At 63.8% G+C, this 12,293-nt stretch carries 12 protein-coding genes, 1 tRNA gene and 1 pseudogene; 6 read left to right on the plus strand and 8 right to left on the minus strand.

Going from position 1 to position 12,293, the window contains the following annotated elements:
* Window positions 1-2 precede the first annotated feature (2 nt).
* Window positions 3-1,445 carry a UbiD family decarboxylase gene (locus ADBZ9O_RS19520; RefSeq protein ID WP_526524595.1) on the minus strand — a complete coding sequence of 481 codons (1,443 nt, stop codon included), beginning with the start codon at window positions 1,443-1,445 and terminating at the stop codon, window positions 3-5.
* A gap of 135 nt (window positions 1,446-1,580) precedes the next feature.
* Here ADBZ9O_RS19520 and ADBZ9O_RS19525 point away from each other — a divergent pair, with 135 nt between their 5' ends.
* Window positions 1,581-2,117: a TIGR02444 family protein gene (locus tag ADBZ9O_RS19525; protein WP_526524596.1), complete on the plus strand. Its 537-nt coding sequence runs from the start codon at window positions 1,581-1,583 to the stop codon at window positions 2,115-2,117.
* Window positions 2,114-2,734, plus strand: coding sequence for a UbiX family flavin prenyltransferase (locus tag ADBZ9O_RS19530; RefSeq protein ID WP_526524597.1), 621 nt, complete (start codon window positions 2,114-2,116; stop codon window positions 2,732-2,734). The genes ADBZ9O_RS19525 and ADBZ9O_RS19530 overlap by 4 nt, the downstream gene beginning before the upstream one ends.
* Window positions 2,735-2,918: 184 nt before the next feature.
* On the opposite strand, the gene ADBZ9O_RS19535 is transcribed toward ADBZ9O_RS19530, so the two are convergent.
* On the minus strand, window positions 2,919-3,074 hold the full coding sequence (locus ADBZ9O_RS19535) for a hypothetical protein (protein ID WP_526524598.1): 156 nt from the start codon (window positions 3,072-3,074) through the stop codon (window positions 2,919-2,921).
* Window positions 3,075-3,280: 206 nt separating this feature from the next.
* Here ADBZ9O_RS19535 and ADBZ9O_RS19540 point away from each other — a divergent pair, with 206 nt between their 5' ends.
* Entirely contained in the window at window positions 3,281-4,804 is a 1,524-nt protein-coding gene (locus tag ADBZ9O_RS19540) for a SulP family inorganic anion transporter (protein WP_526524599.1), read from the plus strand.
* Window positions 4,805-4,815: 11 nt separating this feature from the next.
* Window positions 4,816-5,223 (plus strand): MerR family transcriptional regulator, encoded by a 408-nt coding sequence (locus ADBZ9O_RS19545; protein WP_526533294.1) that lies wholly within the window; start codon window positions 4,816-4,818, stop codon window positions 5,221-5,223.
* Window positions 5,224-5,292: 69 nt separating this feature from the next.
* Here the strand turns inward: ADBZ9O_RS19545 and ADBZ9O_RS19550 are convergent, their stop codons facing one another.
* The 3 genes from ADBZ9O_RS19550 to ADBZ9O_RS19560 all read right to left on the minus strand — a co-directional run bounded on the left by ADBZ9O_RS19550 (window position 5,293) and on the right by ADBZ9O_RS19560 (window position 7,866).
* Window positions 5,293-6,300, minus strand: a complete 1,008-nt coding sequence (locus ADBZ9O_RS19550; RefSeq protein ID WP_526524600.1) for a hypothetical protein — start codon at window positions 6,298-6,300, stop codon at window positions 5,293-5,295.
* Between the two features lie 219 nt (window positions 6,301-6,519).
* Window positions 6,520-6,590 (minus strand) — tRNA-Cys (locus ADBZ9O_RS19555).
* Between the two features lie 76 nt (window positions 6,591-6,666).
* The gene (locus ADBZ9O_RS19560; RefSeq protein ID WP_526524601.1) at window positions 6,667-7,866 is read right to left on the minus strand and encodes a GGDEF domain-containing protein; all 1,200 of its coding nucleotides are present in this window, start codon (window positions 7,864-7,866) and stop codon (window positions 6,667-6,669) included.
* A 116-nt stretch (window positions 7,867-7,982) separates the two neighbouring features.
* On the opposite strand from ADBZ9O_RS19560, the pseudogene ADBZ9O_RS19565 reads away from it, so the two are divergent.
* A pseudogene (locus ADBZ9O_RS19565) lies at window positions 7,983-8,340 on the plus strand (DDE-type integrase/transposase/recombinase); the annotation flags it as partial.
* Window positions 8,341-8,391: 51 nt separating this feature from the next.
* Here ADBZ9O_RS19565 and ADBZ9O_RS19570 read toward each other — a convergent pair.
* Window positions 8,392-9,159 carry a DUF899 domain-containing protein gene (locus ADBZ9O_RS19570; RefSeq protein ID WP_526524602.1) on the minus strand — a complete coding sequence of 256 codons (768 nt, stop codon included), beginning with the start codon at window positions 9,157-9,159 and terminating at the stop codon, window positions 8,392-8,394.
* Between the two features lie 86 nt (window positions 9,160-9,245).
* Here ADBZ9O_RS19570 and ADBZ9O_RS19575 point away from each other — a divergent pair, with 86 nt between their 5' ends.
* Window positions 9,246-9,971, plus strand: coding sequence for an MgtC/SapB family protein (locus ADBZ9O_RS19575; RefSeq protein ID WP_526524603.1), 726 nt, complete (start codon window positions 9,246-9,248; stop codon window positions 9,969-9,971).
* Window positions 9,972-9,976: 5 nt separating this feature from the next.
* Here ADBZ9O_RS19575 and ADBZ9O_RS19580 read toward each other — a convergent pair whose 3' ends face one another.
* Entirely contained in the window at window positions 9,977-10,846 is an 870-nt protein-coding gene (locus tag ADBZ9O_RS19580) for an SCO6745 family protein (protein ID WP_526524604.1), read from the minus strand.
* An 11-nt stretch (window positions 10,847-10,857) separates the two neighbouring features.
* Window positions 10,858-12,273, minus strand: a complete 1,416-nt coding sequence (locus ADBZ9O_RS19585) for an MFS transporter (protein WP_526524605.1) — start codon at window positions 12,271-12,273, stop codon at window positions 10,858-10,860.
* Window positions 12,274-12,293: the final 20 nt, after the last annotated feature.

The raw sequence follows: 12,293 nt of genomic DNA on the forward strand, positions 1-12,293 counted from the left end.
CCCTATTTCGTGTCGAGTTCGGGGAAGTCGTAGTCACGCCAGCCAGGTACGTCGGCCACTTCGACGAACTCTTTGCCGTGCTCGGCCAGCGCCGGTCCACAGACGTCGCCGACCGTCTTGATGACGGTGCCGTACGGGTAGGTGGCGTCAATGCCCAGTGCCGATCCGGTCCGTCGATCCGGCGGTAGGGACTCGTCGGCAGTCGGGTCCAGAGCTCCCCCGGGAAGGTCGTCGACGATGATCACATCGCGGGCCGGTTGGGTGCGGAACGCCAACGCCCACTCCACTTCCTCGGAGTCGTGGACGTCGATATCGGGATCGACGACGATCACCGTCTTCGGTCGCATGTTGCTGCCCATCGCGGCCAGGATGGCGCTCCGAGCCTCGCCCGCGTAACGCGGCCGCATGGCGATGACGACACGGAAGAACACCCCGCCCGACGGTGGAATCGACACCCGCTCGATCGACGGGAACTGTTGGCGCATCATCTGGGTGAACGATGCCTCGAACGGCAGCAGCTTGAGGATGTGGTTTTCGGTGGTCGGGCGCCCGGTCAGGAGCGCCTGGAAGTAGGCGCCGTCGCGGTAGGTGATAGCGGTGGGGCGCACGACCGGCTTGGCAGACGCCGGGGTGTAGTAGCCGGTGTATTCACCAAGGGGTCCCTCGGAGACGGTCTGGGTGAAGTCGACTTCGAATTCGATGACCACCTCGGCATGGGCGGGTACAGCGACGTCGTTGGTCAGGCACTTGACCAATTCCACCGGGGCACCGCGCATGCCACCGACGACCTCCCAATCGTTGGTATCGTCGGTGGTCTGGATGGGGCAGGAGTATGCGATCATCGGATCGACACCGACCACCAGTGCGCCCCGAAACATCTTGTGTCCCAGACGTTGTGCCTTGGCCATATTCTTCGCGAACCGATGACCTGGAGCGGCCATCATCGACATCGTCTTGTTGTCGATGATCTCGCACCGGTAGTGGCCAATGTCGGGAACCCCGCTTTCGGGGTCGTGGCTCACGACGAATCCCGAGGTGATGTACGGGCCGCCGTCATCGGGGCTGTACCTGGGGACGGGCAAGATGGAGAGGTCGATATCGTCGCCGATGACGACGTTCTGGTGCACCGGCCCATCCGTGACGTAGCTCGGTGGGATGCGGTTGCTCAACCCCGCGATGATCTGCTCATACGCGCTGTCCTCGTCGCACCCGAATGCGATGAGCGCCTTGGCTCGCGAGTTGTAGACGCCGCCGACCAACGGGAAGTCGGTGCCGTTCTGCTGAAAAACGATGGCCGGCCCAGCCAGCGAGGCACTTTTGCGCAACGCCTTGGCGACCTCGAGGTCGAGGGCTACCGGGCGGTCGACGTCGATGAGCTCGCCGCACGAACGCAACGCATCGAGGAACTCACGAAAATCCTGGAACGGCACAGTTCGATGCCCCATACTCTTCTGCGATACGCGCTCAGCGCATATCAGAACACTTCGAGCGGCGGCCCGCAGCAAAAGCGATAATGCCATGAAAGTTCTCGATGCGGTCGCCGCGACGGCGGTATCGGATTCGGAATCGGGAGGGCAGCCATGAGCGTTGAAAGCCGCGACGATCTTCGACGTTTCGCGCTGGCCGTCTACGCCGCCGACGGCGTTCCCGCGGCTTGTCTGCTCCTGCAGAATCGCCTTGACCTTGACGTCAATTTAGTTTTGTTTGCCGCCTACATCGGGGCCGCGCATGACCGAAGCCTCACCGAGACCGCACTGACGATCGCACAGGAACGGGTCCGAGACTGGCATTCCGAGGTGGTGCGACCGCTGCGTGCGGTACGTCAGCGTCTCAAGAATGGGCCGTCTCCCGCCCCCACTCCAGCTACCATCGAGCTGCGCAGGAAACTGCACGATTTGGAAATCGAATCCGAGCTGATCGAACTCGACGAGCTCGACGATGTTGCGGCCAATGTCGGCGGCCCGACAGTCACCGGTGAGCCGGCCCAGCGGGCGGCGGCAGGCATCACCGTCGTCGCTGTGGCGGCGGCAGAGCGGGACCTCGATGACACCGAGCTGGAGGCTGTGTCGGTGATCGCCGCCGCTGCCGAGCGAGTGCGACCCTTGGAGGGCAGATGAAACGTCTGATCGTTGCGATCACGGGTGCATCCGGCGCGCTGTACGGAATACGGGCACTTCACATGCTTCGGGCTGTAACGGATGTCGAAAGCCATCTGATTCTGACCAGCTCCGCGAACAGGACGATCCTGCATGAGACGTCGTACAAACCGGATGAGGTTCGCGCGCTTGCCGACCGGGTGTACAGCCCCCGCGATATCGGTGCCGCGGTCTCGTCGGGATCATTTATCACCGCCGGGATGCTGGTGGCGCCGTGTTCGGTGAAGACGATGAGCGGAATTGCACACTGCTACAACGAGAATCTGGTGGTCCGCGCAGCTGACGTCTGCCTCAAGGAGCGGCGGCGGGTGGTGCTGATGCTGCGCGAGACACCGTTACATGCCGGGCATATCGAGCTGATGGCGCAGGCCACGCGCAACGGCGCGATCATCATGCCCCCGGTGCCGGCGTTCTACGCGCTACCGACAACCATCGACGATATCGTCGACCAGACCGTGGCACGCGCCTTGGAACTGTTCGATATCGAGGTGGCCGGCATCAAGCGCTGGGACGGCCTCGGCGCCAATCGCACTCCCCCGCCCGAGGAGCTGGAACGGGCCTATAACCCCACCGCATGAATGCGATCATCGGGCGATGACGGCATGGGGTCATTTCGAACAAGCGGAGCCTGATTTCGCGCGACGGGTTCCACGCCGACATCAGCGATGTCGTCCACACCCACTTGAACGACCAGGCAACCCTGCTGGTCGTCGAATGGTGGACGCCCGCAATCGGTCCGCGGCGCGTGGAGCGTGAGTAGAGTTACCTGCCGCGGGCCTCGCAGGCCGAGCAGCATCGCGTCTCGACCTCGATCGACGGATCGCCGTTCGCGAAATGGGTGGTCACCTCGCGCTCCTCGACTGGTTCGCCGTTCTTGCAGAGGGCCCCGGTCTTCTTCCATTCGGACATCGTCGTCACACGTCGGCACGCTACGCCGAGACACGCGTCTGTTTGACCGAATTGCTACCTCAGCGGGCGCGAGGGCAGGTTAACGCGCGTCTCCGGGTGACGAAGCCCACCGCATTCACACTCTCACCTAAGGTGAGAGTAGGGTTGGCCCCGGTCCGAAGGTTCGCATTGACGCGACTGCCTTATCGTCGTGCACACCTATCGAACGGAATACCGTGTCTTCGCAACAGATTTCACCCGAACTGAACGTGCGTGAGGCCGGCGACCCCAGCACGTCGGTCATGGCTGCGCTGCGATCGCCCTCGCGACTCAAGACCGAAGTGCTTGCGGGCCTCGTGGTCGCGCTCGCGCTCATCCCGGAAGCGATCTCGTTCTCCATCATCGCCGGGGTCGATCCCCGGGTCGGCCTCTTCGCGTCATTCACCATGGCGGTGACCATTGCCGTCGTCGGTGGCCGGCCGGCGATGATTTCCGCCGCGACCGGCTCGGTCGCCCTGGTGATCGCCCCCCTGGTTCGCGAGCACGGCCTGGACTATCTGATCGCGACGGTGCTGCTGGCCGGCGCATTGCAGATCGTGCTCAGCCTGCTGGGAGTGGCCCGCCTGATGCGGTTCATCCCACGCAGCGTGATGGTCGGATTCGTCAACGCGCTGGCAATTTTGATCTTTCTATCGCAGCTGCCCTATCTGATCGGCGTGCCCGCACTGGTCTACCCGTTCGTCGCGGTCGGCCTGTTCATCATGGTGTTTTTACCTAAGCTGACCACCGCGATCCCCGCTCCGCTGATCGCCATCGTGATCCTCACCGCCGCCGTCCTTGCCTTCAAAGTGCACATCCCCAATGTCGGCGACGAAGGAGAACTGCCCACCAGCCTGCCCTCGCTACTACTGCCGCACGTGCCCGTCACCCTGAACACCTTGTCGATCATTGCCCCCTACGCGTTGGCGGTGGCGTTGGTCGGGCTGTTGGAATCGTTGCTAACCGCCAAGCTGGTCGATGACATCACCGACACCCACAGCAACAAGACCCGGGAGAGTTGGGGCCAGGGCGTCGCCAACATCGTCACCGGCCTGTTCGGCGGCATGGGTGGCTGCGCCATGATCGGTCAGACCATGATCAACGTGAAAGTCTCCGGTGCCCGGACGCGCATCTCGACGTTCCTTGCCGGTCTCTTTCTACTGGGACTCGTTGTGGGACTGGGTGATATCGTCGGCCTGATCCCAATGGCAGCTCTGGTCGCGGTGATGATCATGGTGTCGGTCGGAACGATGGACTGGCACAGCGTCTCGCCCTCCACCTTGCGTCGGATGCCGCGCAGCGAGACGCTGGTGATGATCGGCACGGTGGCGGTCACCGTCGCCAGCAACAACCTCGCCTACGGCGTCATCGTCGGCGCGCTCACCGCGATGGTGTTGTTTGCGCGCCGCGTCGCCCACCTGGTCACCGTGCAGAAGGTGGAGCAGACCGACGAAGGCACCGTCGTCTACCGGGTGACCGGCGAATTGTTCTTCGCGTCCAGTAATGACCTGGTGTATCAGTTCAACTACACCGACGACCCGGCGAACATCGTCATCGACCTGTCTGCGTCGCATATCTGGGATGCCTCGACGGTCGCTGCGCTCGACGCGGTGACCACGAAGTATCACGCAAAGGGCAAGCACGTCGAGATCATCGGCCTCAACACCGACTCGGCTGATCGCCACGATCGACTCTCCGGGAAGCTCGGCGCCGAACAGTGAGCGACCAGCAAATGCAGATCGGACAGGTTGCCGCCCGCACCGAGTTGTCGATCACCACGGTGCGCCACTACGACGAGGTCGGACTGGTCACTCCCTCCGCCCGCTCGACCGGCGGCTTTCGCCTGTACACCGAAGCCGACATCGAACGGCTGCTGGTCATTCGGCGGATGAAACCCCTCGGGTTCACGCTCGCCGAAATGAAAGACCTGCTCGACGCACTCGACGTCCTCGCCGACGACGATGCGGCCGAAGAACAGCGCACCACCGCAGCGGGCTATCTCCAGGAATGCCGGTCAAAGGCAGGAGAGAGCGCCGTGAAGCTGAGGAAACAACTCGCCTACGCAGAGGAGTTGGGCGAGCTGCTCGAGGTCCGCGCCGCTACCCGAGCTCCCGCTGCGCCGCGAGAGGTGCCCCAGTGATGGTCGCCATCATCGAAGCAATGGCGACCATCGAGGCCAGCAATGACGCTGGTTTGGGTATCAGACCGGTCAGAGTCCGATCAGTTTCCAAGCCGCGCCACCGAACTTCGTCCCGACGAACTCGAAGTCTGTCCCGTCGAGCTTGAATTCGGCTCCGGTGGCTTCGTCGATGTAGCTATAGGCGGGCACGGTGAGCGTGATTGACCTCGCCGCGCCGAAAATCCCTACCGCTGGGATATGCAACTGCACAGCTGTTCCCGTTTCCGCGAGTTCGAACGGCACTGTCACCGTCTGATCGCCGAACAGAAAACCACTGATGAATTGCGGGGCAGCAGTGGTGAAGGCCAGCAGCGCCCCCACCACATCGTTGTTCTGCAGCGCGGTGATGAGCGCGTCGGCGGAGCCCGACGCGGATAGTCCACCGGCGAGGATCGCGCTTGCCGCACTTCCCAGTAATGCGGCCTGGGGCGATGTGACGACCGTCCCGCCGGTGAACGCGACCTCATTGCGCAGCGGGGTGGTGGTGAAGGTCTGCGCGCCGGCCACTGAGAACGCCAGCTCCCCCACCGGGGTGGACGCGTTCACATTGATGGACAGCGGACCGCTGGTGCCCACGTCCGGAGAGTTCACCGTCGTCACCACCGTGATGGGACCGAATGGCGTTTCGACCGTCTGGGTGGACTCCTCGGTTTGAGCGGCGGTCACGCTGGCCGCAGCGAGGCGGCTCGCCCGGGCCGGGCTCGGCCGGGAAGCCGCCGCGGCGGGGCGCACAGAATCGTCGCTGACCGCCGCCAGCTTGACCGAGCGTGAACCCGCTTGGTTGACCGAGGCCGCCGCAGCGTTGGCCGGACCGCGCTTGGGTCCGGCCGATGTGGCGGAGTGTTGCTTGTTCGCCGAGGACGACGTCGTGCCGTGATCGCCAGTGTCGGCCTGGGCAACGCCCGAGGCGCCTGCAATGGCAGCACCCACACCCACGGCAAGCGCACCCGCACCCAGCCAGGTCTTGACGCCCAGTGTGCGATGCGCTCCGCGCTCAGCAGGCCGAGTCGATCCCGATTTCTTATGTCCGTTAGTCATGTACATCCCCCGTTAGCGTGAAGCGACCCCCGTAATTGGGCTGACCGCCCTCGACTTCCGGGTAATAGTCGCAATCGTAAATTACCAACAAATTCCCAGTTCAGTGCGGCAATGCGGTGAATTGAGCGACGCGGGGGTGGCCGCGGAATCGATTCTGGGACGCAAGAAGCGGTGTCTTGATTGCGTCAAGACACCGCTTTCACCTTGCGTACACACGCGAGCGAGTGGCGGGATTCGAACCCGCGTGAACGGCTTTGCAGGCCGGTGCCTGACCACTCGGCCACACCCGCGTTGTGTCTACGAGGATGCCAGCGCGGAACCATGCTGCCCAGGTTTTGAATCGTCCTGATCCAAGCAGCATCAGTGTTATTCGCCGCTGATGGCACCCAGCCCAGCGCAGCTCCGTTGAGCCAGTGGCGGTGCGCATGCGACGCGGTCGCGTCCGCTGCTTTTTGCCTGGTATATCGCCATGTCGGCCCACTGAATCGAGGCGGCAAGTTCTTCGTCGATGCACACTTGGGCGACTCCCATGCTCACCGTGCCCTTGAGGATGGTGCCGGTGACATCGAACCCGGTCTCACCGAATGCCAGGCGGAGTCGATCGGCGATATCGACAGCTTGTGATTGATTCACACCCGGGAGTAGCGCGCAGAACTCCTCACCCCCGATCCGTCCCAGGACGTCTTCGTGACGCAGGTTGCTCTCCGCTATGGATGCGAAGCCCGCAAGAAGTAGATCGCCGGCGGCGTGCCCATGATGATCGTTGACGGCTTTGAATTCGTCGAGGTCCATGACGATGACCGAACACGGTTGTGAAAGTTGCTCGCATGCATCCGCCACCCGCTTCGCTTCGACCAGAAATCCAGCCCGGTTCAATGTCCCGGTTAGGCCGTCCACCACCGCAGCGCGTGCCAGTTGGTTGCCCAGCCGCTCACGTCCCACCAGTAGGAGGCAGATATTGATCACCGTTGCCGTGATGAATAACGCCACCAGGGGTGTGGCAGCCGATGCCGAGTTCCCCATCAGATCGTATGTCCCGCTGTGCAGTTGGGCGCTGACGGACCGCCAGATCACAGAAATGGCCGCGACGATGCATACGACAGCCATCACTCGCCTTATGGTCAGTCGTTCGGTGCGCTCGGCCCGAAGACAGTCCTTGGCAAGCAGCAGCAGATATGCGACGAGAACTATCGACACCAGATGAATACGCATCACGATGTTGCTGGTAAAAGGCGGGATGAATAGGCACCCGATCACGGGTAACAGCGGACCGGCCACCACGATCGCCCAGGGAATCGGTTGACCGGCGAACTCCCGCATCCCCGCCCAGACCAGGCTGAAGCAAAGGGCAAGGAAGCCGTCCGCAGCAGCCTCCGATAAGACATAGGGCAGTACGCCCTGGGCACTCAACAGGCCGGCGCCCACCCCGGCGGCGAGATTTGCGCAACCCCACAGGACCATCGCTGTATCACGCCGTTTGCCATAGCCGACCAAAACTTCGATCATCCCGAACAAGAACCCGGTGGTCGACAAAACCATCCACAAGGTCCGGACGTCAGCGATCATGCTTTCGTGACCATAGGTCGACGGGCCGTCCGGTCGCGGCAGCGGTACAGGCCGCATTGAGCTGGCCCATAGATCAGCGTGTTATTCATCTGCCTCGCTAATCTTCCATCCCGTCGGACGTGACCCTACCGTTGAATGACATGAAGTACGTCGGGGACATCACCTACCTGCCGTTGCCACCGGCGGGAACTTGTATTTGGCGACGGCGATCGACTGCTGTTCGCGGCGGGTGGCGGGTTGGGCGATCGCCGATCACATGCGCACCGAACTCGTTGAGAATACGCTCGAAGCCGCCGACGGCCTGCGGGGTGGTTTGACCTGCGCGGTGTTCCACTCGGATCACGGAAGCCGTTACAATTCAATGGATTTCGCTATTCGCGCGCCGCGATCTGAGTATCGCCCAGTCGATGGGTGCGGTGGGAATCGAGTACGGACAACGCGCTCGCCGAATCGTTCAATGCCCGCTACCGGCGCTGAATCTTAGTTGACCCTGCGCAGGTTTTGAATCGTCCTGATCCAAGCAGCTCAGTGGCAACTGCCGTCGGAAGGCACACCCGCGGCCACCCCGTCCTGCGGCCAACCGGCCGGCGCGTCCTCCCAGGCCTCCTGTCGGCCGTACGGCGTCAGATCCAGGAAGGGGTAGCCGACCGACGCGTGGTCCAGTCCGCGGGCGTAGGCGGAGTAGGTGTGGAAGACCTCGTCACCGCGGCGCAGGAAGACGCTGGCCCCTGGCATATCACCGCGTAACTCGTCGTCGGTGAAACCGGCGCTGTGCAGTTCGTCGAGCGAACGGTAGTTGTATTCGATCGGTGCCCGCGCAGGATCAAGGGTGACCTGGTAGTCGTAGGTGAAATCGCTGTCCCGCGACGAATACCAGGGGAACGTCCAACCGTGGCACTCCTTGTAGCGGGCGATGCTGGCATAGGGGGCACGAGATACGCAGGCGAGACTGAGATCCCTGGCGTGCAGCATGGCCAGCGTCTGCTCGTTGAACTGCAGATCGCCGGCGACAGTGCAGCTCGGGCAACCGGCATCGATGGCGTCGATCCACATGAAGTGATGGATGTAGAGCTGGCTGCGACCCTCGAACATGTCGATGAGCCGCACCAAACCGTCGGGACCTTCGAAGACGTAGTCCTTGTCCACCTTGACCATTGGTAGACGTTTCCGGTCGGCGTTGACGGCGTCACGCAGGTGGGTCACTTCGCGTTCACGGGCCAGCAGTTTCTTGCGGGCGGCCAACCAGTCTTCCCGGCTGGCAACAGTGGGATAGGCGGCAGAGTTCTCAGGCATGGTGTGTCCTCACATCGGCGTTACTCAGACAGACTGTGGTGCGTGTCAAAAGTCATCGCGAGCCCGATCCCGGTTAGCTTGTTGGAATGGAGATCTGGCTTGCAGACCCGCCCCTGTTCGGTGGTGCTGGGCAGGGCACCCGCCAGATCATCGAGCTGTTTGTCGCGTTCGGCCTGACGGCACTGATCGGCCTGGAACGGGAGATCCAGGGCAAGAGTGCCGGCCTGCGTACGCAGACAATCGTAGGTACTTCGGCCGCTCTTATCCTGTTGATCAGCAAGTACGGTTTCGCCGACGTCCTGGTCCCCGGCACGGTCATGGTGGATCCGTCCCGCGTTGCGGCCCAAATCGTCTCGGGCATCGGCTTTCTCGGCGCCGGGCTGATCATCACCCGTCGCGGCGCAGTGCACGGCCTGACCACGGCTGCGGCAATCTGGGAGTGCGCTGCCATCGGGATGGCGGCCGGCGCGGGGCTACTGCTGCTGGCGGTCACGGTGACCGCGATGCACTTCCTGATCATTCTCGGATTTGCCCCGTTGGCGCGTCGACTGACCTCGCGCCTGAGCGGAACTGTCCGGCTGCATATCACCTATCAGGACGGCCACGGCGCGATGCACCAGATCCTGCAGATCTGCGACCGGCATCGCTGGCAGCTCGCCGAACTGTCGTCCGATGCACCGACATCTGAAGGAGACGGACAGGTCGGAGTGCTCCTGACCTTGAGTGGCACGTCAATTCTGCAGGCCCCAGGACTGTTGGCCGAAGTCGCCGGTGTGACGTCGCTTCGTCAGCTCGACGATGAACCCGAGTAGCCAGATCAGCGATGCTGTCCGTGCCGCGGGCCGAAGGCACCTGTCGGAAAAACGTTGCCAGCCTGGACCGCCGACTTCAGGGCTACGGCCATGCGGGTGAGTTCGGCGGCCTCGTCATCGGACAATGTGCGCCACGGCGCATAGGCCAGGTCATCGGTGCGGTCCTCCATGGCGGCGCGCAGCTCGAGCCCGGCCGGAGTCAGGCCCCCGTCCTGATCGAGCAGGCCCCGACGGCGCAGGACCTCCACGGCGTCGTCCCACTGCTCACGCGACCAGCCGCGTAACCGGCGCCCGAACTCAGGATCGAAGCCGATACCCGTAGCGGTGTGGGTGATCAGCGCTTCCACACCGGACAGTCCGTTCGCCACCAGTACAGCGATATGGCCGTCGCCGCGGTACTCGCGCAGCAACGTAATGGCATGCCACACTTGCCCGTACGCTTCATCCGGCCAATCCAGTTCGGCGTGGCCGGCGTAGAGCGGTCGACCGTCGGCGGCCGGAATTGCCTCGGCAGTGCGCCGCAACAACACCGCCGCGCGCGCGAGCTCAGCGGACTGGGTGAGTTCCGGGCCGAGCAGTCGCGGCACGGCCTGCGCTACCACGTCGTAGCGGACCCGGGTGACGGCCTCGGGGGTGGCCACCTCCCACGCTGCAGGGATCATCGTGGCGATCAGCTCAGGGCTGAAGTTAAAGAAGGTGGCGGCAACGACTTTCGCGCCGACGGCCCCCATAGGGGCGGACCTCGCGGCGAAATAGGCCATCCGGCCCGGCAGTCCCAGTGCCCCGAATCGCTCACCCGCCTCAGGGACGAAATAGCTGGCCGAATGCAGCGGGTCCAGGGATCGGCTCAACTGGCCGGCGGCGAATGCGTCCACGGCTATCGACCCTAACCTGCGGCATCCCGGCCGCGGCCGGCGCGATAGGAGGCGATGCAGCCGAGCGCCGCCAGCACGGCAAAGATGCCGAACAGCCAACGCGGTGCGGTCACGTCGCCCCTGTCGGTCATGTTCACGATGACACCGGCAAGACCGGCACCGAACGCACCGCAGATCAGTTGCACGGTGCTGATGGCCGCGGCGGCGGTGCCACCCTCAGCCGGATCGTCCACGCCGCCCATCGCCCATGCCGACAGGTGTGGCCATGCCATGCCCACCCCGGTCCCGGCGATCACCAGCGCAACCGCCCAGACGATGATGGCGCCCAGCGGCGCGTGATTGAACTGACTCAGCGCTGCCAAGCCGAGTCCGACGGCCATCACCAGCGGCGCGACCGCGACCACCCGAACGGTCAGCGCGGTCTTCTTGATCGAGGCACTGACCAACTCCCCCGTCGTCCATCCGATGGAGATGGTGACGCCGAGGAACCCGGCCACGACCGGTTGCAGATGGGCGAGGCGTTGACCGAAGAGCGGCACATACATATCGGCCATCGTCGCGGCCATCAACAGCCCCAGTGTCACGTACATCCATTTCAGCGGGCCGGGGCGAAAAGCCGTGGCCGGCAACACCGATACAGTGGCGCGCCGGTCGACCACCAGGAACACCAAAACCAGCAGCACACCAAGGATCAGCAGGCAGGCGGTGATCGCCGGGTTGCGCGGAATGCCGGCCACCGATACGGCGAACGCCGCAGAACCCAACAGCAGTAGTGACCAGACGGGGATACGCAGTCCGGTCCCGATGGCTGCGGCGGCTTCTTCGGCGCTACGTCCGGGCAGCGCGATCGGAACCAGCGCCGTCATCGCCACCGTCAGGATCGCCAAAGCGCCGAACGCCCAACGCCACGAACCGAACTGGGCGAACAGACCACCGGTCGCGGGACCGACGAGAATGCCCACCCCCCACATCGCCGAGACCAGCGCCGAACCTTTGATCCACAGTGATGGCGGCAGCGCGGCGTTGATCACCGCATACCCCAGTCCGGCGACCAGGCCGCCGGCACCGCCCTGTACGGTTCTGCCGACCAACAGGATCTCCATGCTGGGCGCGATCGCGCACACGACCGAGCCCGCGACGAGCACGCTCAGTGCCACCAGATACGACCACCGCGGACCGAGCCGAACGAGGATCGGGTTGACCATGGTGGCGGTGACCACCGACGCCACCAGGTACACCGTCGTCACCCACGCATAGAGGCGTTGACCGCCGATCTCGGACACCGCGCTGGGCAGCAAGCTGACGGTGAGGAACTCGTTGGTGGAATACAGTGCGACGCCGCCGGCCAGAACAGTGGAGGCGCCAAGGTGCTTCGGACCGAGAAGCGCCCGCCAACTGGCGGTCTCGGTAGCAGCGGTCTCGGTCACCGCACTACCGTACGAGCTCA

Source organism: Mycobacterium sp., assembly GCF_965229105.1.
In the GTDB taxonomy this organism is placed as follows: Bacteria; Actinomycetota; Actinomycetes; order Mycobacteriales; family Mycobacteriaceae; genus Mycobacterium.

What these genes read in the sequence shown, in the direction of transcription:
- ADBZ9O_RS19520 (WP_526524595.1), bottom strand. Translation starts at nt 1,445, where the DNA reads ATGGGGCATCGAACTGTGCCGTTCCAGGATTTTCGTGAGTTCCTCGAT.
- ADBZ9O_RS19525 (WP_526524596.1), top strand. Translation starts at nt 1,581, where the DNA reads ATGAGCGTTGAAAGCCGCGACGATCTTCGACGTTTCGCGCTGGCCGTC.
- ADBZ9O_RS19530 (WP_526524597.1), top strand. Translation starts at nt 2,114, where the DNA reads ATGAAACGTCTGATCGTTGCGATCACGGGTGCATCCGGCGCGCTGTAC.
- ADBZ9O_RS19545 (WP_526533294.1), top strand. Translation starts at nt 4,816, where the DNA reads ATGCAGATCGGACAGGTTGCCGCCCGCACCGAGTTGTCGATCACCACG.
- ADBZ9O_RS19550 (WP_526524600.1), bottom strand. Translation starts at nt 6,300, where the DNA reads ATGACTAACGGACATAAGAAATCGGGATCGACTCGGCCTGCTGAGCGC.
- ADBZ9O_RS19560 (WP_526524601.1), bottom strand. Translation starts at nt 7,866, where the DNA reads ATGATCGCTGACGTCCGGACCTTGTGGATGGTTTTGTCGACCACCGGG.
- ADBZ9O_RS19570 (WP_526524602.1), bottom strand. Translation starts at nt 9,159, where the DNA reads ATGCCTGAGAACTCTGCCGCCTATCCCACTGTTGCCAGCCGGGAAGAC.
- ADBZ9O_RS19575 (WP_526524603.1), top strand. Translation starts at nt 9,246, where the DNA reads ATGGAGATCTGGCTTGCAGACCCGCCCCTGTTCGGTGGTGCTGGGCAG.